Genomic DNA, 22264 nt, shown 5'->3' with positions numbered 1-22264 from the left:
AAATGCTATAATTTTAATAAAAATTGAACAGTATCGATATTATCAGCATAATCACATAATTTCGGTTTTTGTGATTTTCCGAACAAAATACTGCGATTTATCAAATTATTTGACACAATACATTGGATTTTTTCCGAATCTTCTAACAGTTTGCTTTTTACCGCTTCCAAATCATCGTAATATTCGTAAAATACAGATGAAATAGGGGAAGCGTAGCTTGAATCTTCTTTTAAAGTTAAAAATTCGTTATCCAAAAGTTTAAAAAGACTCATCAAGAATACCGCTTTGTTGTAATCGTAATTGTTGGCATACTTTTCATAATGAATAATGTCTCCGTATTTGTATATAGATTCAAAAAACATTTTGAAATCGTATCCTCTGGGTACAAAAAGCTTGGAAACACTTCGGCATCCCAAACCAAAATAGCGGAAGATATCTTCTCCCAAGGCTTCTAAATCTTCTTTGGATTCATTTCCATCAAGAACGGCGACAGAATTTCTGTTTTTGCGGATGATATTCGGTACGTCTTTAAAGTAATAATCAAAATAACGTGCTGTATTGTTGCTGCCGGTTGCGATTACCGCATCATAATTTTCCAGTTTTCCTTCGGTGAACTTAATATTTTCTGCTAATTCCGGAGCCACTGTAATAAGGTAATCGGCAAGGAAAGGAAGTAACTTCTGATCATTCGAAGACATTTTTACAACAACATTGTTTCCGGAAATCAAAACCGATAAAAAATCGTGGAAACCAACCAGCGGAATGTTACCGGCAAGTATCAGTCCGACCGATTTTGGCTGAACATTCGAAAAATCATAAGCTGAAAGCCATTCAGTAAGATTCTCTTCAGTTAAAGCTTCTGCCCAAGAATCGATGGCGTAATGCACCTGCTCAGGCGTAAACCAGCCATTGTGACTTTGAGATAATGCAATCAGATCGATAAACTTATCAAAGAACAAATCATTGTGCAAGACACCTTCTTTTCGGGAGGAATTATCCAATGAAAACTGACTTAAAAATTTGCCTAATTCTACGAAAGCTGATTTTTTCTGATTAAGGTTCATATAATTTGCTTATGATAGGTTTTGATTGTAATTTTGTGCAAATTTACGCTTAATAATTAATATACGCTATGGCAATCATAATAACAGACGAATGTATCAACTGCGGGGCTTGTGAACCGGAGTGTCCGAATACTGCAATTTATGAAGGAGCAGACGATTGGAGATACAAAGATGGAACAAGTTTAAGAGGTAAAGTAGTACTTCCTGACGGAACAGAAGTGGATGCAGAGGCTCCTCAAACTCCTATTTCAGATGATATCTATTATATTGTTCCCGGAAAATGTACGGAATGTAAAGGATTCCACGAAGAGCCGCAATGTGCTGCTGTTTGTCCGGTAGACTGTTGTGTTCCCGATGATAATCATGTGGAAGACGAAGAAACATTGTTAAACAGACAATCGTTCTTGCACAACGAATAATTAAGAAGGCAGACAGCAGAATGCTTCAAATTAAAAAAACAAAGCCTGAAAGTCGTTCAACTTTCAGGCTTTTTTATTGATTGAATAATTCTATTTCAAGGTAACGGTGCTGACATCAACCGTTATTTCTTTCAGTCGTTTTTCCACTTCCGGGGTCATGCTGGACTGGTAGCGGCCGTTAAGGTGTTTGGCGAGGAATTTTTCGGCTTCGGCGTACATCGCCATATTATTAACCGGTCTTTGAAAACCATGTCCCTCGTCCGGTGCTAAAATATAAGAAACTGGGAATCCTCGGTCGCGCAGTGCAACTACTATTTGGTCCGATTCCGCTTTGTTAACCCTTGGATCATTTGCGCCCTGGACAACCATGAGCGGAGTTTTGATTTTGTTAGCATATGTCAAAGGCGATTGTCTTACTAACTGTTCTTTACCTTCCGGAGTATTTGGATCTCCCATTCTCAGATAGAACATTTTCCGAATCGATTCCCAATACGGAGGGATGGAATTAAGCAAAGTGTTCAGATTTGAAGGTCCGACAATAGAAACAGCGGCAGCATAAGTGTCCGGTGTAAATGTTACTCCTGCTAATGTCGCATAACCGCCGTAAGAACCGCCCATTATTCCAACTCTTTTTGGATCGGCAATTCCCTGGTTAACCAGATATTTGACGCCCCACGTAATATCGTCCTGCATTTTTTGTCCCCATTCATTATTTCCCGCATCGATGAATTTTTTTCCGTAACCAGTAGAACCTCTGAAATTCGGCATTAATACGGCATAACCTCTGTTGGCCAGAAATTGTGGCAGTCCGCTGTAACCCCAATAAATTCTCGACCAAGGTCCGCCATGAGGGACTACTACTACAGGAAGATTTTTACTGTCAACCCCTTTAGGTAAAATCAAATAGGCCGGGATTTCCATTCCGTCCGACGATTTATAAGTAATGGAAGTCATTTTTGCTAAATCCTTGGTTGGAATTTTTGGTCTTGGAGAATATTGAAAAGTTGTTTTTTTTGTTTTTCGATCGAATAGATATACACTGCCCGGATTGATATCACTGGAAACACTCAATAGCCAGAGATTTTCGTCAAGATTGGAAGAAAAGAATGAGATATCATCGTTAGGAAATGATTTTTGTACCAATTTATAATCATTTTCAAAGCCCTTATCTTTCCAGTACATTCTTCGTTTGCTGTCGTTGTAGATTGTCGAAACAATTGATTTTGTTTTTTCGGAAAAATTTAGTCCGTTTAAATCCACTTTGTTTTGCGGATCTTTTTCCACAAACTCTGCTATTTGGGTTTTGGGATCTAAAAGCATTAATTGTGAAAAGTTAATATCACTACCTTTATTAGTTACGATATAGATTTTCTTGTTGTCTTTGTCAAAAATGTACGGATCGGCCGACTCAAAGGAGTTGGTACTGTATATTTTTTCGAAGCTGTTTTTATCGACTCTTAATATGTCATTGCTTCCATCCTGATTGGAACGCGTGGCCAATCGTAAATTGCCGTCCCAATCGAAAATCCAGCCAGTAATTCGGTCGGTTTCGAGGTTTTTATATACTAATGTTTTTTCGCCGGTGGAAATTTTTAGCTTATAAAGATCGTGCCATGCTTTATCACGGTCGTTTAGTCCGATGTAGATGATGTCAGGATCATTTAAGGGAAGTTCATAAATATAAACCCTGACTCCTTTTAAGTTTGTTAAGTCTTTGCTTGTTGGTATATCCTGTCCTTTTTTTAAGGTTTCATTTGGGTCAATCGCATAAAGATTGAAATTCTCATCACCTCCTTTGTCCTGAGAGTACAGAATATATTTACCGTTTCTCGACCAGAAATAATTAGAAATCGGGCGCAAAGTATCACCGGAAATCGGTTTGGCTTTTTTGAAATCCTCATTAGTTTTTTTTACCCAGATGTTTCTGGTTCCCTTGTAAGTTTTGATGAAGGAAATGAATTTACCGTCTGGTGACAATTGTGCTCCGGTAATTTCGGGATCTCCAAAAAACAATTCTCTGTCAATGATGGGCGGTAATTGTTTTTTTTGAGCCATATTGGTCAGACTCATCAAAGCAAAACCAATAAAAAGAATAATTTTAACTTGTTTCATAATCTAAATAGTTTAAATGAGAGTGAAAAAATGTAAGTAGGGGAATTCTGAAATGCTACTTAAAGATACTTTTTTTCAGCTGCTCTCTTTCTTTTAGACGATGACATGCATTTTATTCCGTTGATTACAAGGCGGATATTATTCAGGAAAGAAAAGACATAAAAAAAACCGCCCTGCAGGAAGCAAAAACGGTTTTTTAAACAAACTAAACCAATTTTCAAGTCAGTTAATCTTTCCGATTAAAAGCAGTAAGTGTTCTCAGCCACAACTTTAGCAGCAATAGTTTCTCTCAGAGCCGCTACGTTTGGCATATTTGTATATTTTGTAAAACGGCGTAATCCCATTAACATCATACGTTGTTCGTCACCTTCAGCAAAAGAAACGATACCTTCTTTACCTTTCTGATTGATGGTATCCACTGCATGATATAAATACAATTGTGCCATGGCGATTTGTTCTTTTACGTTTTCGGCTCCTTTTGATTTTGCCAATTTTTCAGTTCTCAGAATAGTACTTTCCGCCATGTAGATTTCAATCAGCATATCGGCTGCAGCCATCAGTAACTGTTGGTGTGCTTCTAAATCCGGACCATATTTCTGAACTGCCGAACCGGCCACCATTAAGAAAGCTTTTTTCAGTTTTCCGATCATTTCTTTTTCTTCAGCGAATAATTCGGAATAATCAGGAACATCGAAAGAAGGGATTCCCATTAGTTCTTCAGCAACTTTCGTGGCCGGACCTAATAAATCCACATGTCCTTTCATTGCTTTCTTAATCAACATTCCAACGGAAAGCATACGGTTGATTTCGTTCGTACCTTCGTAAATACGGGCTATACGGGCATCTCTCCATGCTGATTCCATGGGAGTGTCTTCAGAGAATCCCATACCTCCGAAAATTTGAATTCCTTCGTCCGTAGCGTTCTGTATATCTTCAGAAACGGCAACTTTCAAAATAGAGCATTCAATGGCGAATTCTTCAACACCTTTCAATTCTGCTTCCTGATGTGAATTTCCCTCGGCTTCACGAGCATTGATTCTTTCTTCTATACTACCGGTGGCGCGGTAAGTTGCACTTTCGCCTGCATAACATGACGCGGACATCTCAGCAATTTTAGAACGAATGGCACCGAAATTAGCAATAGGCGTATTGAATTGTATTCTTTCGTTTGCATATTTTACAGCTCCTGAAATAGTGCGGCGTTGCGCATCCAGACAGGCAGCGGCCAATTTGATACGACCAATATTTAAGGCGTTCATCGCAATTTTGAAACCGTCACCTCGACCAGCCAACATGTTTTCAATAGGAACGACTGTGTCACTGAAGAAAACCTGACGGGTAGAAGAGGCGCGAATCCCTAGTTTATGTTCTTCCTCACCAAGGGTAATTCCGTTAGGATTGGCAGCATCGTATTCGACAATGAAACCGGTTAGGTTTTTATCATGTTCGATTCTTGCAAAAACAATCATCAGGTGACAGAAACCGGCATTGGAAATCCACATTTTCTGTCCGTTGATTTTATAGCTTTTTCCATCAGCTGAAAGTTCTGCTCTCGTTTTTCCGGAATTCGCATCCGAACCGGCATCCGGTTCCGTCAGGCAATAAGATCCAAACCACTCGCCAGACGCTAATTTTGGAACGTATTTTTGTTTTTGTTCTTCGGTACCATATAATGTGATTGGCATTGTCCCGATTCCGGTATGTGCTCCAAAAGCAGTCGAAAACGAGCCTGTAGCACCTGAGATATAATCACAAACCAACACCGTATTTACGAATCCCATACCTAATCCGCCATATTCTTCCGGAACAGCTACGCCAAGAAAGCCAAGCTCTCCGGCTTTTTTCATGCATTCTTCCGTATATGCATAATCCTTTTTCTCAAATTTATCTTTATGTGCCCAAAGCTCTTTATCGACGAATTCCTTAACAGAATCACGCATCATAATTTGGTCTTCGTTAAAATCTTCAGGTGTGAAAACCGTTTCACAGTTGGTTTCTTTTACCAGGAACTGACCACCTCTAGTGATATCTTCCATAGTTTTAGTTGTGATATTTTCCATAGTTTTAGTTTTTTAATTGATTATAGAAAATAGATGATAGAATATAGACTTAAAGACTATTCTGAAATGACATAGTCATTCTTTGGAATTCTTCTATCTTCATTTCTAATTGGTTAAAAGTTTTTTCGTTTATATAATTTCTATGTTTAGCAATTACAAGTTGTGTAATCAATTCAAATGATGAACCTAAAGAAATATCAATAAAATGATTGAAAGATTTATCTGTCCTGGAAGATCCTTCAGCGATGTTACTTGGTATTGAAACCGAACATCGGCTTAACTGAGAGCACAAATCATATCTCTCATGCTTGGGAAATTCTAACAAAATATCTGAAACTTCATTTGCAATATCGATTCCTATTGTCCAAATCTTTAAATTTTTGTAATTGTGGCGTTTACTCATGTCATTTTGGCTAATATCTATTCTCTATAATCTATGTTCTTTGTTCTATAAAAGTTCATAAATCCCCGCAGTTCCCTGCCCGGTTCCCACGCACATGGTTACCATTCCGTATTTGTTTCCGCGACGTTTCATTTCGTCGAATAACTGAACCGAAAGTTTCGCACCGGTACAGCCTAATGGGTGACCTAAAGCAATGGCGCCACCGTTTACGTTTACGATATCCGGATTTAATCCTAATTCACGGATAACAGCCAGGGATTGCGACGCAAAAGCTTCATTTAATTCGATTAATTCGATGTCTTTCAGTTGCATTCCGGCTTGTTTTATAACTTTCGGAATTGCTTTTACCGGACCGATTCCCATAATTCGAGGTTCAACACCTGAAGAAGCGAAGTTTACTAATCGCGCAATCGGTTCAAGGTTTAGTTCCTTTACCAGTTCTTCCGACATAACCATTACAAATGCTGCTCCGTCACTCATTTGCGAAGAGTTTCCGGCGGTAACCGAACCATCCGCTGCGAAAACGGGTTTTAATTTGGATAAAGCGTCTTTGTTGGTATCGGCTCTCGGACCTTCATCTTTAGTAACGACATAAGATTTGGTCGCTTTTTTACCATTCTCATCAATATAAGTTTGTTCAACTGTAATAGGAACGATTTGTGTGTCGAATTTGCCTTCTCCCTGAGCTTTTAAGGCTTTCATATGTGAATTATAAGCGAATTCATCCTGATCCTCGCGTGAAACGTTGAATTGCTTTGCAACCGCTTCAGCAGTTAATCCCATTCCCCAGTAGTAATCTTCGTGACCTGCTGCGGCCGCTTTATAATCCGGAGTAGGTTTGTAGCCACCCATCGGAATATAACTCATACTTTCTGCACCGCCGGCAATGATACAATGTGCCATTCCCGACTGGATTTTAGCTGTGGCCATCCCGATAGTCTCAATTCCCGAAGCACAATAGCGGTTTACGGTCACGCCCGGAACATCATTTATTTTCAATCCCATTAAGGAAATCAGACGGGCCATGTTCAAACCCTGTTCAGCTTCCGGCATGGCATTTCCTACCATTACGTCGTCAATTCGGGTTTTATCGAAGTCCGGCAACTCTTTCATCAGATATTCGATGGTCTCAGCCGCCAGTTCATCAGGTCTTTTAAAACGAAATACTCCCTTTGGTGCTTTACCAACGGCGGTTCGGTATGCTTTTACGATATATGCTGTTTTCATTTTATTGTTTTTTTGAGAGGAAAGAGACAAGAGACAAAATCGACTTGTATTCTTGTTTCTTGCTTCTTGTATCTATTTTCTAATTACGCAACGGTTTTCCTTTGGTTAACATGAACTGAATTCTTTCCAGGGTTTTTCTTTCGGTACAAAGCGATAAGAAAGCTTCTCTTTCCAGATCCAGTAAATATTGTTCGCTGACTAATGTCGGTTCCGATAAATCACCGCCGGCCATTACATAAGCCAGTTTGTTAGCGATTTTACGGTCGTGCTCCGAGATGTACTGTCCGGCTTTCATCTGATCTGTTCCTACCAAAAACATTCCTAAAGCCTGTTTTCCTAATACCTTGATGTCTTTTCGTTTCGCCGGTTGCGTGTAACCCGCTTCAGCCATTAAAAGAGCCTGTTTTTTAGCTTCTGCAATCTGGCGGTCTTTATTTACCACAACTATATCTCTTCCTTTCTGAAGAACGCCGGTATCAAAAGCTTCATAAGCGGAAGTAGCCACTTTTGCCATACCGATTGTAAGGAAATATTCTTGTAAAACATTCAGTTCCACATCGTTTTTACGGAATAGATCCGAAGCACGAAGCGCCATTTCCTTAGAACCACCGCCGCCCGGAATTACACCGACACCAAATTCAACCAATCCGATGTAGGTTTCCGCTGCAGCTACGGCTCTGTCCGCGTGCATGGTCAATTCGCAACCACCACCCAATGTCATCCCGTGAGGCGCTGCAATTACCGGAATTCCCGAATAACGCAGACGCATCATGGTGTCCTGGAACGTTTTGATGGCCATATTTAATTCGTCATACTCCTGTTCAACAGCCATCATAAATATCATTGCAATATTCGCGCCAACAGAGAAGTTTGCGGCCTGATTTCCAATCACTAAGCCTTGGTATTCTTTTTCTGCAAGGTCGATGGCTTTATTGATTCCCTGAATCACCCCACCACCGATGGAATTCATTTTTGACTGGAATTCCAGATTCAGAATACCGTCGCCCAAATCCTGAATTACTGCTTCTGGATTGCTCCATACTTTTTTGCTTTCGCGGATGTTATTTAAGATAATGAATGAATCTTGTCCAGAAATTTTTAGCTGTGATTTTGAGGCGATGTCATAATAATAAGTTGCACCTTCTTTTACAGTATAGAACGATGAATTTCCTGATGCCAGCATGTCAGTTACCCAGGCAGCGGGACTAAGTCCTTCCGATTTCATTAATTCGATTCCTTTTTCCACGCCGATAGCATCCCAGATTTCGAACGGACCATTTTCCCAGCCGAAACCGGCTTTCATGGCATCATCAATTTTATAGAAATCGTCTGTAATTTCAGGAACACGGTTAGAAACGTATGCAAACATGGCGCTGAAGTTCTTTCTGTAGAATTCTCCGGCTTTGTCGGTTCCTTTGACCAATACTTTGAAACGGTCTATTGGCTTGTCAATCGTTTTGGTCATTTCCAAAGTCGCGAATGAAGCTTTTTTAGCCGCGCGGTATTCTAAAGTATCTAAATCTAAAGAAAGAATGTCTTTGTCTACTTTTTTATAAAAACCCTGACCTGTTTTGCTTCCAAACCAGTTGTTTTCCATCATTTTGTTGATGAAATCCGGTAGTTTGAACAATTCGTGGGCTTCATCGTCCGGGCAGTTTTCGTATAAACCGTTGGCAACGTGAACCAAAGTGTCCAAACCAACTACATCGACCGTACGGAAAGTTGCTGATTTAGGTCTTCCGATCACAGGGCCTGTCAGTTTGTCAACTTCTTCAATGGTTAGTCCCATATCTTTTACCAAATGGAACAGACTCATGATTCCGAAGATTCCGATTCGATTTCCGATGAATGCAGGTGTGTCTTTGGCTATAACTGAAGTTTTGCCTAAGAATTTTTCACCGTATTCATTTAAGAAGTCCAATACCTCGGCTGAAGTTTGTGGACCCGGTATGATTTCAAATAATTTTAAATAACGAGCTGGGTTAAAGAAGTGGGTTCCACAGAAATGTCTCTGGAAATCTTCGCTTCTTCCTTCGCTCATAAAGTGGATCGGAATACCGGAAGTGTTGGAAGTGATTAATGTTCCCGGTCTTCTGTATTTTTCAATCTGTTCGAAAACAGCTTTTTTGATATCCAATCGTTCAACAACAACTTCGATGATCCAATCGCAGTCTTTGATCTTTGCTAAATCATCAGTTGTGTTTCCCGTTGCGATACGACTTGCAAATTTCTGATCGTAAATAGGAGAGGGCTTCGATTTTAATGCATTTGATAAATGGTCATTCACCAATCGGTTTCGGACGGCCTTATTTTCCAGCGTAAGTCCTTTTTTGGCTTCTGCTTCAGTCAGTTCTCTCGGAACAATATCGAGAAGCAGTACTTCGACACCTATATTGGCAAAGTGACAAGCAATTCCGGAGCCCATAATTCCGGATCCGATCACCGCTACTTTTTTGATAAGTCGTTTCATTTGTAAGGTTTGTTTTTTTTTGATGGTTATGCTAACGTTTCAAATCTTATAAATACAATCAGAAGGTTTGACTCGTTCCTGTAATGTTTTTGTTTATTCTTTGTCTTCGAGATTGAATATGTTTTTATCGGCAATCAGTTCGTTAATGATTTCTGCTACTTCCATAAAACTGTTCAGCTGTTCTTCAGTGACATTCGTTCTTACTGTTTCATTGAATTTCAAAACGGTCGATTTTGATAATTCTCTTTTTTCTTTTCCCAGTTTGGTAAGATGGATTATGACTCCGCGTCCGTCGGTTGGATTTTTCTTGCGGATAATCAGACCTTTTTCTTCCATTGATTTCAATGTTCTTGTCAGACTTGTAGCTTCCATTCCCATTCGGGTTCCAATTGCTGTGGAAGGCGTTCCTTTTTCCTTGTCGATACTTAGCAAAGCAAATCCCGTAGCCATGGTAGCTCCATATTTTGTAGCCTCTTCATTGTACATTCTGGCTACTGCCTGCCAGGTCGCTCTTAGGACATAATCAATTGTTTTATCTTTCATACTTTTTCTAAAGGAATTCAAATATACAAATAAATACTATGCATGCATAATAAAAATTGTAATATTTTTAAGGTAATTAAAAAAAAACTCCTCAATTGAGAGGAGTATGCGTGTTTTTAAGCATTATTGTAAATTTTATCATAAAGATTCTGATATTTCTCTTTTATGATTTTACGTTTTAACTTCATCGTAGGTGTTAAATGACCACCATCTATGGACCAGATGTCCGGAGTAAGTTCGATTTTTTTGACCTGCTCCCAGTTTCCGAATTTTTTGTTCAATTCTTCGACTTCTTCCAGAATACGTTGTTTAACTTCCGGATTTGAGGAGATTTCCGCTTCAGTTGTACCAATGTTCAGTCCTTTTAATTTGGCCCATTCTTTTACGAAATCAAAATTCGGCTGAATGAAAGCGCCCGGCATTTTTTCACCATCACCAACTACCATGATCTGTTCTATGAAACGGGATTGTTTGAAAGTGTTTTCCAAAACCTGAGGAGCTACATATTTTCCGCCGGAAGTTTTGAACATCTCTTTTTTGCGATCGGTGATTTTTAAAAATCCTTCCGAATCGATCTCGCCGATGTCTCCGGTATGGAAATAGCCACCTTTCAAGGCTTCATTCGTTTGGGTTTCATCTTTGTAATAACCCATCATAATGTTCGGGCCTTTGCAAAGGATTTCTCCGTCTTCGGCAATCTTTACTTCAACCCCATCTAAAACGCGACCTACGGTTCCGACTTTAAAACCTCGGTTTTTTTGTTCGTTAACCGATATTACGGGTGATGTTTCGGTCAAACCGTATCCTTCCATGATTGGGATTCCCGACGCAGCAAATACGCGGGTCAGTCTTGGTTGTAAAGCGGCACTTCCTGAAACCATAAGTTCAAGCTCACCACCCAAACCTTCTTTCCATTTACTGAAAATTAATTTTCGCGCAATTTTTAATTGGAATTCATACCACCAGCCGTTTGCTTCATAGGGTTGGTATTTTAATCCTAAATCAATGGCCCAAAAGAATAACTTCTTTTTAATTCCGGTTAAATCGGTGCCTTTGGCGTATATCTTGTCGTAAACTTTTTCCAAAAGACGTGGTACCGCTGTCATTACGTTTGGTTTCACTTCTTTCAGGTTGTCACTCATTTTCTCAATACTTTCCGCAAAGTAGATTGAAATGCCATAATATTGGTAGAGGTACAGAATCATTCTTTCAAAAATGTGGCAGACCGGTAAAAAGCTCAAGCCGCGGCAATTTCCGGCTCTTAGCGGTACTCTTGGTGCACTCATCAGTACGTCGGAAACAATATTCTGATGGCTTAACATAACACCTTTCGGGCGTCCGGTAGTTCCGGAGGTATAGATTATTGTAGCGAGATCAGTTGTTGTAATGCTGTTTTTTCTTTCTTCAACTTCAGTCTGATTAGAAGTGTCTTCGCCTAATTGCAATACTTCTTTCCAGTTTTTACATCCTGGTATATCATTATAAGAGTAGATTTCCTTTAACGTCGGAACATTTTGCTTTATGGAGTTTATTTTGGTGAAAACTTCGATGTCTGAAATGAAACAGTATTTTGATTCCGAATGATTTAAGATGTATTCATAATCTTCTGCTGAAATCGTCGGATAAATAGGTACAGTTTGCGCTCCCGTTTGTAACACACCAATGTCAGTGATATTCCATTCGGTTCTGTTATTGGAAGAGATAATAGCTATTTTATCATTTTTCTGAACTCCCATGCGAAGCAATCCCCTTGAAATGGCATTTGCTCTATCTAAGTATTCCTTTGTAGAAGTTTTAATCCATTCTCCATTTTGTTTCGTTACCAGAGCATCAGATAAATTATATTTTTCCAGCTGATAATAAGGGAAATCAAAAAGACGTGTAATTTGAATCATTTTCGCAGATTTTATTTCTGCAAATTATGAAAAATTAAATTTTATTGCAAAAAAAAAGGGAAAAGCATGGGTATTAGCTATATCTCATTGTTTTATTTTCAAAGTCGAAACTGTAATACGTTGGTAATTATAACTTTGAGTTTGGTTATTATCCACTATGCTTTTTGCAATTGGAGTTTGTTTTGAAAGAATTTTAGCTCTTTTTCATCTGTAAATTTTGAACGAGTAAGCTCTTGTTCGGCAACAAAAGGTAAAATAGTATGAAAGCATAGTATTTTTTTGAGAACGAAAGGTTGTTTTGAAACTTAAAAAATTATTAATCTTTTCATAATGAAGCGGTTTTCAGGTCCATATTTCGTAGTTTTGGACGCAAAAAATTTCGATTTTCAAAACAAATTATGAAGAATTTCTTTCGGATAGGTGAGTATAAGGCTTTGTTTTACAGGTTGTTGCTGGTATATGTTTTTTATTTTATTGCCCGCGTCCTGTTCTTTGTCTATAACTACAGTTTATTGAAAATAGATTCAATTAGCGAATTTTTCAGATTGGCTTATCACGGATTAACCTTTGATACAACAGCGATTCTGTACATAAATGGTCTTTTTATTTTGCTATCGGTGTTACCTTTATGGATCAATACAAAGCAAGGTTATCAGAAGTTTTTGTTTTACCTTTATTTCGTTACCAATCTGATTGCTTATGCGACAAATTTCATCGATTTAATTTACTATAAATTCATTTACGCCCGAACCACAATTGCGGTATGGGATTCTTTGGAACATGAAAAGGATAAAGGATCGATGATGTTCCGTTTCCTGATCAGCTACTGGCATGTGTATCTGCTGTTCTTCCTAATGGCGGCACTTTGGATTTATCTGTACAGAAAAGTGCGCGTTACTCATGGACCGATTAAGCACACGAAAGCGAAATATTTCCCTTTTTCTATTATTGGTGTTTTGTTGGTTGCTTTGTTGACTGTTGGTGGAATAAGAGGTGATTTTAAAAAAAGTACCCGACCTATCAATTTAATTGACGCCAACCGATATGTGACAAAACCCCAGCACGCAGATGTTGTTTTAAACACGCCATTTGCGATCATCAGAACTATGGGGACAACCAGCTTTAAGAAAATTAATCTGGTGGATGAAAGCGTTGTTGAAGCTAATTTCCAACCGATCAAGCAATATGCGAACAATCCGAAATCTACGCCGAATATCGTACTGATCATTACAGAAAGTTTCGGACGCGAATACTGGGGTTCTTATAATAAAGACATGAAAATCCTTAATTATGAAGGATATACGCCATTTTTGGATTCATTAGCACAACACAGTATGATTTATACTAACGGTTTTGCTAACGGAAGTAAGTCCATTCACGGAATGTCTTCAATAATAGCAGGAATACCTTCGTTTAGAGATGCATTTACTTCATCACCATTCCCAAAACAGAAGATCCAGTCATTAGTTTCCTGTCTTAAAGAAATGGGCTATGATACTTCTTTCTTTCACGGCGCTCCAAATGGTTCGATGGGCTTTTTAGGCTTTGGTAACATTCTTGGTTTCGATCATTATTATGGTAAAACCGAATTCAATAACGATGCTGAATTTGACGGTGTTTGGGGAATATGGGATGAGTCATTCCTTCAGTTCATGAAGCAGACCTTGGATAAAAAGCAAAAACCATTCTTCAGTACAGTATTCACAGTTTCGTCTCACGAACCTTATATTGTGCCTGAAAAGTATAAGAATAAGTTTCCGAAAGGTCACGTGCCGATGCACCAATGTGTAGGATATACCGATTATTCATTTAAGAAATTCTTCGAGGAAGCCAGAAAGCAGCCTTGGTTTAAGAACACTATTTTCATCATTACTGCAGATCACGGAAATCAGACATATTACGGAGAATATGAAAAAGTAGTTAACCGAACAGCCACTCCGATCTTAATTTATAAACCTGATGGAAGTCTGAAAGGCGAAAGTAAAGAATTGGCGCAACAAATCGATATTTATCCGACGATTCTGGATATGGTAGGTTATGATAAGCCGTTCAGAAGTTGGGGAAGAAGTTTAATCGGCGATAAAAAGATCAAACCATATACGATTAATTTTAACGGAAATCTGTACCAGTTCCAACGCGGCAATTATATCTGTACTTTTGACGGAAAAGAAGTTGTCGGTTATTATGACATAAACGACAAAGCTTTGGAACGCAACCTGATTTCTAAACCGAATAAAGAAATGCTCGAAAACGGGGAGGCTTGTAAAGCTATTCTTCAGGATTATTTCGAACGAATCATTGATCAGAAATTATATTATAAAAAATAAGTTATGAAATCGCCATTAACAACAAGTTTGCCCAAGCAAACACCGATAAAAATAAGGCGATACCAAATATGACCGCTAAAAAATAAATTATACAGATATGAAAAAGAAAATAGGATTATTGGTCCTTTTAATTGTGGTTATCGGAGTTGGTAAGTATGTTTATGATATGAACATCAATCATAATTTCGAGACCATTACGGAAGGGAAAGTCTATAAAAGTGGGGTAATTCCGCCAAATGAAATCGAAAGTTATGTGAAAAAATACCATATCAAGTCGATTGTGGATTTGAGAATGCCGGGAACTAATGATTTGGTTCTGAATCCGGAGCAACCTGGAGAATTAGAGCAGGAGCGTGTGGCGGTTTCAAAAATCAAAGGTGTTAATTACTACAGTAATCCTTCGGATCAGGTTCCGACGCAGGATAAAGTGGATTCCTTCTTAAAGATTATGGATAATAAGGACAATTACCCGGTTTTGATCCATTGTTATCACGGAACAGGGCGCGCCGAAATGTATTCTGCTTTGTACCGCATTGAATATGAAGATATGGACAGAGATCAGGCGAGAGAAAATACCCGCTTTTTAACCAAATGGAGTTCGTTTGATTTAGGAAAACCGAAAGGTGATTACCTTCATCAATACGAAAGCAGAAAAGACAAAGCTGAAAAAAAATAAGTTATTGCTTACAGTATTAAAAAAGCCATTTTTGATTAAAAATGGTTTTTTTATGCCCATTGCTGAGATAAATGTTGTTTCTGGCTCGAAATCGTAACATTATGCATATAAAATGTTGAAATTTAACAAGATGGCTTGACGTTAATCGAAAATATTTTATTACAAGTGAATATTGTCGTAACTTCAATATCAGCTAAATTTCAGAACGGTGGAACATTTAAAAACATTGGTCCGTGGTTTTCTTAAAAACAAAGATTTCAAATCTTCGTTGCGATCATTGGGATATTTGTTCTTTTTTTTCTTCCTTCCTTCTTTAGCTTTTTCCCAACAAACTGTAATCGACAGCACCGTATTAAGAGAATTTGAACGAGCCAAAGCGCTTATTTCAAAAAATGAATATGAAGCCTATCAGCAGGGAACCACTATCATAAACAATTTAGAGAAACGATTGGTTGCTGATAAAAATTATGATCAGTTGTTATATCTTTATTTAGAGATTTCCTATTTCTATTTGACGGAATACGATTATGCTACCAGCAAAAAATCACTGGATAAAGTTGGTAAGATATTGGAGACTCACAATAACAATTGCATACGAGGTGAATATTATGAACATCTGGCGGTATTTTATAATTCTCAGGGGAAAACCGTTTTGGATGAAAAATATACGCTTTTATCCGAAAAATACCTGACGAAATATGCCCCTAAAAATAAGCAGGTGGATTTGTATTATAATCTTACGCTGCTGTATTTTCGACGGGAAGACTGGAACAGAACATTAGAGAATTCAATGAAATTCCTGAAAATCAATCAGGAAACCGGAGGCAGTCCCGATCAGCCTGAAATCAATTTATTTATTGCGGAAAGCTATTTTAATTTAGGTCAGTTCGACAAAGCTTTTCAATATTTAGACGCTGTAAAGAAATCCGATTTTTTTCAGAACCATGATAATGATTTCGTATTAAAATCCCGTTACTATCTAATATTGGGAGAGTTGTACGAAAAACAGACTAAATTCCAGGAAGCGGCAGCCAATTTAAAAATAGCCAACAATTATTTTAAGAAACGATTGGTGTACCGGGTGGTAAAATTGAATCAGTCGCTGAACCAAAAAAGGGAACTGCAGGTAAAAAACATTAAGTTCCAGTCGATAATCAAACAAAATGAACTTAAAACGGAGAACATTAAATACAAAAACTATTTGCTTATTCTCTGTTTGATTACGATTATCAGTCTCTTGATACTGTTGTATATTCAATATAGGAATGCCCGATTCAAGAGCTCTACAAACCAGTTATTGAATGAAAAAAATGAATTGCTTCATAAGGCAAATTCAGAACTGGAAGCTGCATTGAATATCCGGAAAAAGCTTCTTGATACCATTTCACATGAATTGCGAACGCCTATTTACACTTTAAACGGACTCCTGCATTTAATGAGGGAGGATACAACCCATTATGAGAAAAACCTCGACGAATTGGAGTCTTCTGTTCAAAATCTGTATAATTTATCGGGTAATATCATTGAAATCAATGTAATTGATAGTTTTGACAACGACTATATTCCTAAAAATGATGTTGTTTTATTGGAACCATTGCTGTCAAAAATGATTGATTCCGTGAAAAAAAACAGAAATAACGGTAACAGCAGTTCGTTACAGTTTGATTCTAAAATACCGCATAAACTGATCTTTGATGAAGCTAAACTAAGACAGGTTTTATTCAGTCTGATCGATAATGCTTTTAAATTCTCAAAAAACGGCAGCATTCTTGTAGAAGCCAAAAAGATATCCGAAAAGGATGAAAAGGCGGAAATCCAATTCGCAATCAAAGACACGGGTATCGGAATAGCACCTGAAATCAAGGACAGAATTTATGATTTGTTCTTTCAGGGGTCGGATAAGATTAATTATGAATATGGAGGAAGTGGTTTGGGACTGACTTTAGTAAAAAAGACACTGGATCTTTTCGGTAAAACAATAAACATTGAGTCGGAACCTAATTTCGGAACAACGATTTCATTTTCATTGGATTTTGAAATTCCGAATGAAACTGAAGGATCTGAATCAATTCCGATATCTGATGAAATAGAAGATCCGTCCAGCGTGAGAATCTTACTGGTGGAAGATAATAAGACCAATCAGCTAATCACTAAAAAGATCATTACCAAAAAAGGCTATGTTTGTGATGTGGCCAATAACGGTTTTGAAGCCTGCAATATGGTGGGGCAAGCCGATTATTCCTTGATTTTAATGGATATAATGATGCCTATCATGGATGGTTTTGAAGCATCGGATTATATCTCAAAATTTAAACCCGATATTCCCATCGTTGCTTTGACCGCCATTTCCGAAGATGTCAATAAAGAATTGTTCACCGCTTCAAAAATCAGAAAGGTCCTCAGTAAACCTGTGAATGTCGAGGAACTGTATAATACGATTCTTTACTATTGCAAAAAGCAGTAAAAAAGACGGTTTCGTTTTTATGGTAGATATGTGATATCTCCAAACTTCCAATCCGTTGCAAATCCAACAATGCAGATCAGCATGAAGATTAACTCAAAAAACAATAATAAAAGAAATAAGATCATTCGGAGCGAAAAACCAACTTTGCTGTAATTTTCCTTAAAGGCACTGTAATAGCTGTATAAAACAAATAGAAAAATAATTAGGACCGCGGCTGTACTGACAATATCGGATAAAATACCAAAGTGTTTTGTGAAATCAAAGAAAGTAGACAGACTACCAATCGTTTGTATTATAAGTATTCCCAAAAATATAATTCCGGCAACGATAAAATGTTCACTTAAATTCAGTTTTTTTCTTCGGAATACCAAATAGCCATTCCAAGCAAAAAAAGGGACAAAGGAAAAAATTATCAACTTGGCATACTTACTCATAAAAGCGGCAATCTTTTTGCCGTTACTGTTTTTAACGCCTTCATGAAGTCCGTTGTATACTTCCTGGAAGTGGTCGTAATAGTGGTTGATAAATATATTTAAACCGATGAGTAATAAGATGAGGTAGAATACATTGTAATATCGGATGCGTTTTCCGCTTATGTAATCCAAAGCAGCCTTGCCGGGACGGGTGAGTGCTTCTTTAGCCGTGAAAAGCATGCCTTTTTCAAAATGCCATACACCATGCAAAACATCATGCATGATGAAATGTTTGAAAGTGATTCTGTGGGTATCTGCCTTTTGTCCGCAATTAGAACAAAATTTACCCGATAAAGAAGTATCACAGTTTAAGCAATTGGCGTGGTTCATGTTGAAACAGAATAATTTCTTACAATAATACAAAAAAGCACCCTAAAATTAGAGTGCTTTCTTTCAGAATTTATAAAAATCTTATTTGTTCTTTGCTTCAATCCATTTACGTGCATTCACAAACGCTTCATGCCATGGTGTTACTTCATCTTTCTGTCCGTTGTCCGGGTAATGTGCCCAATTCCAAGGGAAAGTAGAACGCTCAATGTGTGGCATAGTTACTAAGTGGCGACCTGTTTTGTCGCACATCATAGCGGTGTTGAATGCAGAACCGTTTGGATTTGCAGGATATCCTTCATAACCGTATTTTCCAACGATGTTGTATTTCTCTTCTGAATAGGGTAAGTTGAATTTACCTTCTCCATGAGAAATCCAAACTCCCAAAGTAGCACCTTCCAGAGAAGAAAGCATTACCGAATTATTTTTCTGTACCGTTACGGAAGTAAAGCCACTTTCGTGTTTGTGGGAGTTGTTGTGAAGCATTTTCCCGTGTACTTCATGTTCCGGATTTACCAATTCCAATTCCATGAACAACTGACAACCATTGCAAATCCCTACTGATAAAGTATCCTCACGTTTGAAGAAGTTCTCTAAAGCGGTTTTTGCTTTTTCGTTGTAAAGGAATGCTCCGGCCCAACCTTTAGCCGAACCTAAAACGTCTGAATTTGAGAAACCACCTACAGCTCCGATAAATTGGATATCTTCCAACGTTTCACGACCTGAGATCAAATCCGTCATGTGAACGTCTTTTACATCAAATCCTGCCAAATACATTGAGTTAGCCATTTCACGTTCGGAATTACTTCCTTTTTCACGGATGATAGCCGCTTTTGGTCTTGGTTTTGTATTGTCGATAACCGGTGCTTTTCCATCAAAATGAGAAGGGAAAGCATAGGTTAACGGCTGGTTTTTATAATTTTCGTAACGCGCTGCCGCCATTCCGTTTTTAGATTGTTTTGAATCCAAAAGGAAAGACGTTTTGTACCAAGTGTCTCTTAATTTTGAAACACTTAAAGTATAAGCATCGTTGTTATTGATGAAAGTTACCACATCACCTTCTACTACGGAACCGATGTTGAAAATTTCAATATTGTTCTGAGCAAAAACAGCTTCCACTTCAGCATTTGCCTGGAAAACCACTCCGATATTCTCATTGAACAACGCCTTTACAGTATCTTTTTCACCTATTGAAGACAGATCATAAGAAGCACCTAAATTCACATCTGCAAAACACATTTCCAATAGCGTAGTGATTAAACCACCGCTTCCAACATCGTGTCCGGCATTGATTTTACGGTCTTTGATCAAATCCTGTAATACATTGAACGCTTTTTTGAAGAATTCTGCATTTGTAATTGTAGGAACTTCCGAACCGATTTTGTTTGTGATCTGTGCAAAAGACGAACCTCCTAATTTGAAGTTATCCTGAGACAAATTAATATAGTAGATGTTTCCGCCGTTTCTTTTCAAAACAGGTTCCACAACTTTAGTAATGTTAGAACAGTTTCCGGCTGCGGAAATAATAACCGTTCCCGGCGCGATTACTTCATCATTCGGATATTTCTGTTTCATGGAAAGTGAATCTTTTCCGGTTGGAATATTGATTCCCAATTCGATAGCAAAATCCGAACATCCTTTTACGGCTTCGTATAATCTTGCATCTTCACCTTCATTTTTACAGGCCCACATCCAGTTGGCAGAAAGAGAAACTGATTTCAATCCGTCTTTTAACGGAGCCCAAACAATGTTTGATAACGCTTCTGCGATTGCCGTTCTGGATCCAGCAACAGGGTCAACCAAAGCTGAAACAGGGGAGTGACCGATAGTAGTTGCAATACCTTCTTTTCCTTTGAAATCCAACGCCATAACTCCAACGTTGTTCAATGGCAATTGTAATGGTCCGGCACATTGCTGTTTTGCTACGCGTCCGCCCACACAACGGTCTACTTTGTTGGTTAACCAGTCTTTACAAGCTACTGCTTCTAATTGAAGTACTTGGTTTAAGTAGGTTGGAATATTTTCACTTGAATATTGTAAGTCCGCATAATTAGCAGGAACCGATTTGTCATTCATGATGGTTTTAGGCGAACTTCCGAAGAAATCTTCCAAAGCATAGTCCATTGGTTTTGCACCAGTTGTTTTGGATTCAAACGTAAAACGATGATCCGCAGTCACATCACCCACCTGGTACATTGGCGAACGCTCACGGTCTGCAATTTTTTGAAGGATATCGATATTTTCTTCCCCGATAACCAATCCCATTCTTTCCTGAGATTCGTTTCCAATGATTTCTTTAGCAGAAAGGGTAGGGTCACCAACCGGTAATTTATCCAAATCGATTAAACCTCCTGTATCTTCCACTAATTCAGAAAGGCAGTTTAAGTGTCCGCCCGCACCGTGATCATGAATAGACACGATTGGGTTGTTGTCACTTTCCACCAAACCACGAATGGCATTGGCAGCACGTTTTTGCATTTCCGGATTTGAACGTTGGATTGCATTCAATTCGATTCCTGAACCGAACGCTCCGGTATCTGCAGAAGAAACCGCAGCACCACCCATTCCGATTCTATAATTTTCTCCACCAAGAATTACGATTTTATCGCCTTCCTGTGGTTTCTTTTTAATTGCCTGATCTAATTTTCCGTATCCGATTCCACCTGCTTGCATGATTACTTTGTCGTAACCGATTTTGCGGTTGTTTTCCTCGTGTTCGAAAGTTAAGATTGAACCTGTAATTAGCGGCTGACCAAATTTGTTACCGAAATCCGAAGCTCCGTTTGATGCTTTGATTAAGATATTCATTGGTGTTTGGTACAACCAAGGTCTTGCGTTCATCGCATCTTCCCAAGGACGGTCTTCTTCTAATCTTGAATAAGAAGTCATGTAAACCGCTGTTCCGGCTAATGGTAACGAACCTTGTCCACCTGCTAAACGGTCACGGATTTCTCCGCCTGAACCTGTTGCAGCACCACTGAACGGTTCAACCGTAGTAGGGAAGTTGTGGGTTTCTGCTTTTAGGGAAAGAACCGAGTCGAATTCTTTTTCCTGGTAAAAATCAGGTTTGTCAGCACTTTTTGGTGCGAATTGTGTCACTTTCGGTCCTTTAACGAAAGCAACGTTATCTTTATAGGCAGAAACAATATCGTTAGGATTTGTCTCTGAAGTTTTCTTGATTAATTTGAATAAGGAAGTTGGTTTTTCTTCACCATCCACTACAAAAGTTCCGTTGAAAATTTTGTGACGACAGTGTTCCGAATTCGCCTGAGAGAAAGCAAAAACCTCTGAATCCGTTAGTTTTCTTCCAAGTTTAACAGCTAAATTATCTAAATAATCTACTTCTTCATCGCTCAACGCCAAACCCTCCTGTTTGTTGTAAGCAGCGATATCATCAATATCCAGAATAGCTTCCGGCTGAATGTTGATCGTAAAAATATCTTGGTTTAATTCAGCATATTTTTGAGAAATCATCGGATCGAACGCATGGAAATCTGAAGTTGTTTTTTCAAATTCCTCGATTCGGATAATTCCTGAAATGCCCATATTCTGGGTGATTTCAACAGCATTGGTACTCCATGGCGTGATCATGGCGGCGCGGGGCCCAACAAAAAAATCCGCAAGGACGGATTTTTCTATTTTATGTGCGTTGCCGAAAAGCCAGTTTAATTTGTTGATGTCTTCAGTCGATAATTCGTTTTGCGTTTGAACAGCAAAAACAGTGTTCGTTTGGTTTCCGAAGAAATGAATCATTGTGTGAGTTGTTTTATTCCGCTGCGTTCCAAACAGTTTGGCCCGTGTCGG

General features: G+C 38.4%; 14 protein-coding genes. 4 read left to right on the top strand and 10 right to left on the bottom strand.

Going from position 1 to position 22264, the window contains the following annotated elements; translation table 11 throughout:
- Nucleotides 1-5: 5 nt before the first annotated feature.
- Entirely contained in the window at nt 6-1064 is a 1059-nt protein-coding gene (locus AC3E9U_RS02650) for an acyl-CoA reductase (protein WP_488745355.1), read from the bottom strand.
- A 68-nt stretch (nt 1065-1132) separates the two neighbouring features.
- On the opposite strand from AC3E9U_RS02650, the gene AC3E9U_RS02645 reads away from it, so the two are divergent.
- The gene (locus AC3E9U_RS02645) at nt 1133-1483 is read left to right on the top strand and encodes a 4Fe-4S dicluster domain-containing protein (protein ID WP_488745354.1); all 351 of its coding nucleotides are present in this window, start codon (nt 1133-1135) and stop codon (nt 1481-1483) included.
- Between the two features lie 90 nt (nt 1484-1573).
- On the opposite strand, the gene AC3E9U_RS02640 is transcribed toward AC3E9U_RS02645, so the two are convergent.
- The 7 genes from AC3E9U_RS02640 to AC3E9U_RS02610 form a co-directional block, all read right to left on the bottom strand.
- The gene (locus AC3E9U_RS02640) at nt 1574-3595 is read right to left on the bottom strand and encodes a S9 family peptidase (protein WP_488745353.1); all 2022 of its coding nucleotides are present in this window, start codon (nt 3593-3595) and stop codon (nt 1574-1576) included.
- Nucleotides 3596-3834: 239 nt separating this feature from the next.
- Nucleotides 3835-5631 carry an acyl-CoA dehydrogenase FadE gene (locus tag AC3E9U_RS02635; protein ID WP_488745500.1) on the bottom strand — a complete coding sequence of 599 codons (1797 nt, stop codon included), beginning with the start codon at nt 5629-5631 and terminating at the stop codon, nt 3835-3837.
- 73 nt (nt 5632-5704) lie between these two features.
- Complete coding sequence (locus tag AC3E9U_RS02630) at nt 5705-6058, bottom strand: four helix bundle protein (RefSeq protein WP_488745352.1); 354 nt, start codon at nt 6056-6058, stop codon at nt 5705-5707.
- A 45-nt stretch (nt 6059-6103) separates the two neighbouring features.
- Nucleotides 6104-7285, bottom strand: coding sequence for an acetyl-CoA C-acyltransferase (locus tag AC3E9U_RS02625; protein WP_488745351.1), 1182 nt, complete (start codon nt 7283-7285; stop codon nt 6104-6106).
- 79 nt (nt 7286-7364) lie between these two features.
- Nucleotides 7365-9755, bottom strand: a complete 2391-nt coding sequence (locus tag AC3E9U_RS02620) for a 3-hydroxyacyl-CoA dehydrogenase/enoyl-CoA hydratase family protein (protein ID WP_488745350.1) — start codon at nt 9753-9755, stop codon at nt 7365-7367.
- Between the two features lie 93 nt (nt 9756-9848).
- Nucleotides 9849-10298 (bottom strand): MarR family winged helix-turn-helix transcriptional regulator, encoded by a 450-nt coding sequence (locus AC3E9U_RS02615; protein WP_488745349.1) that lies wholly within the window; start codon nt 10296-10298, stop codon nt 9849-9851.
- Between the two features lie 116 nt (nt 10299-10414).
- Nucleotides 10415-12193 (bottom strand): AMP-dependent synthetase/ligase, encoded by a 1779-nt coding sequence (locus AC3E9U_RS02610; protein WP_488745348.1) that lies wholly within the window; start codon nt 12191-12193, stop codon nt 10415-10417.
- Between the two features lie 398 nt (nt 12194-12591).
- On the opposite strand from AC3E9U_RS02610, the gene AC3E9U_RS02605 reads away from it, so the two are divergent.
- The 3 genes from AC3E9U_RS02605 to AC3E9U_RS02595 all read left to right on the top strand — a co-directional run bounded on the left by AC3E9U_RS02605 (nt 12592) and on the right by AC3E9U_RS02595 (nt 17660).
- Nucleotides 12592-14520 (top strand): LTA synthase family protein, encoded by a 1929-nt coding sequence (locus AC3E9U_RS02605; RefSeq protein ID WP_488745347.1) that lies wholly within the window; start codon nt 12592-12594, stop codon nt 14518-14520.
- Nucleotides 14521-14617: 97 nt separating this feature from the next.
- Complete coding sequence (locus tag AC3E9U_RS02600; protein WP_488745346.1) at nt 14618-15196, top strand: dual specificity protein phosphatase family protein; 579 nt, start codon at nt 14618-14620, stop codon at nt 15194-15196.
- A gap of 208 nt (nt 15197-15404) precedes the next feature.
- Entirely contained in the window at nt 15405-17660 is a 2256-nt protein-coding gene (locus tag AC3E9U_RS02595; protein WP_488745345.1) for an ATP-binding protein, read from the top strand.
- A gap of 17 nt (nt 17661-17677) precedes the next feature.
- On the opposite strand, the gene AC3E9U_RS02590 is transcribed toward AC3E9U_RS02595, so the two are convergent.
- Both AC3E9U_RS02590 and purL read right to left on the bottom strand, forming a co-directional pair.
- Nucleotides 17678-18463, bottom strand: a complete 786-nt coding sequence (locus AC3E9U_RS02590; RefSeq protein ID WP_488745344.1) for a DUF3667 domain-containing protein — start codon at nt 18461-18463, stop codon at nt 17678-17680.
- 81 nt (nt 18464-18544) lie between these two features.
- Nucleotides 18545-22213, bottom strand: a complete 3669-nt coding sequence (gene purL, locus AC3E9U_RS02585; RefSeq protein WP_488745343.1) for a phosphoribosylformylglycinamidine synthase — start codon at nt 22211-22213, stop codon at nt 18545-18547.
- Between the last annotated feature and the right edge of the window lie 51 nt (nt 22214-22264).

It is taken from the genome of Flavobacterium sp. 21.1 (assembly GCF_057801535.1).
Note: the sequence above shows the minus strand (reverse complement) of the source record. Positions and strands in the feature narration are given on the sequence as shown.

Bases quoted from the DNA above. Each gene is read 5' to 3' on its own strand.
- AC3E9U_RS02615 (WP_488745349.1), bottom strand. From the start codon at position 10,298: ATGAAAGATAAAACAATTGATTATGTCCTAAGAGCGACCTGGCAGGCA.
- AC3E9U_RS02600 (WP_488745346.1), top strand. From the start codon at position 14,618: ATGAAAAAGAAAATAGGATTATTGGTCCTTTTAATTGTGGTTATCGGA.
- AC3E9U_RS02610 (WP_488745348.1), bottom strand. From the start codon at position 12,193: ATGATTCAAATTACACGTCTTTTTGATTTCCCTTATTATCAGCTGGAA.
- AC3E9U_RS02650 (WP_488745355.1), bottom strand. From the start codon at position 1,064: ATGAACCTTAATCAGAAAAAATCAGCTTTCGTAGAATTAGGCAAATTT.
- AC3E9U_RS02635 (WP_488745500.1), bottom strand. From the start codon at position 5,631: ATGGAAGATATCACTAGAGGTGGTCAGTTCCTGGTAAAAGAAACCAAC.
- AC3E9U_RS02640 (WP_488745353.1), bottom strand. From the start codon at position 3,595: ATGAAACAAGTTAAAATTATTCTTTTTATTGGTTTTGCTTTGATGAGT.
- AC3E9U_RS02605 (WP_488745347.1), top strand. From the start codon at position 12,592: ATGAAGAATTTCTTTCGGATAGGTGAGTATAAGGCTTTGTTTTACAGG.
- AC3E9U_RS02645 (WP_488745354.1), top strand. From the start codon at position 1,133: ATGGCAATCATAATAACAGACGAATGTATCAACTGCGGGGCTTGTGAA.
- AC3E9U_RS02620 (WP_488745350.1), bottom strand. From the start codon at position 9,755: ATGAAACGACTTATCAAAAAAGTAGCGGTGATCGGATCCGGAATTATG.
- AC3E9U_RS02625 (WP_488745351.1), bottom strand. From the start codon at position 7,285: ATGAAAACAGCATATATCGTAAAAGCATACCGAACCGCCGTTGGTAAA.
- purL (WP_488745343.1), bottom strand. From the start codon at position 22,213: ATGATTCATTTCTTCGGAAACCAAACGAACACTGTTTTTGCTGTTCAA.
- AC3E9U_RS02630 (WP_488745352.1), bottom strand. From the start codon at position 6,058: ATGAGTAAACGCCACAATTACAAAAATTTAAAGATTTGGACAATAGGA.
- AC3E9U_RS02590 (WP_488745344.1), bottom strand. From the start codon at position 18,463: ATGAACCACGCCAATTGCTTAAACTGTGATACTTCTTTATCGGGTAAA.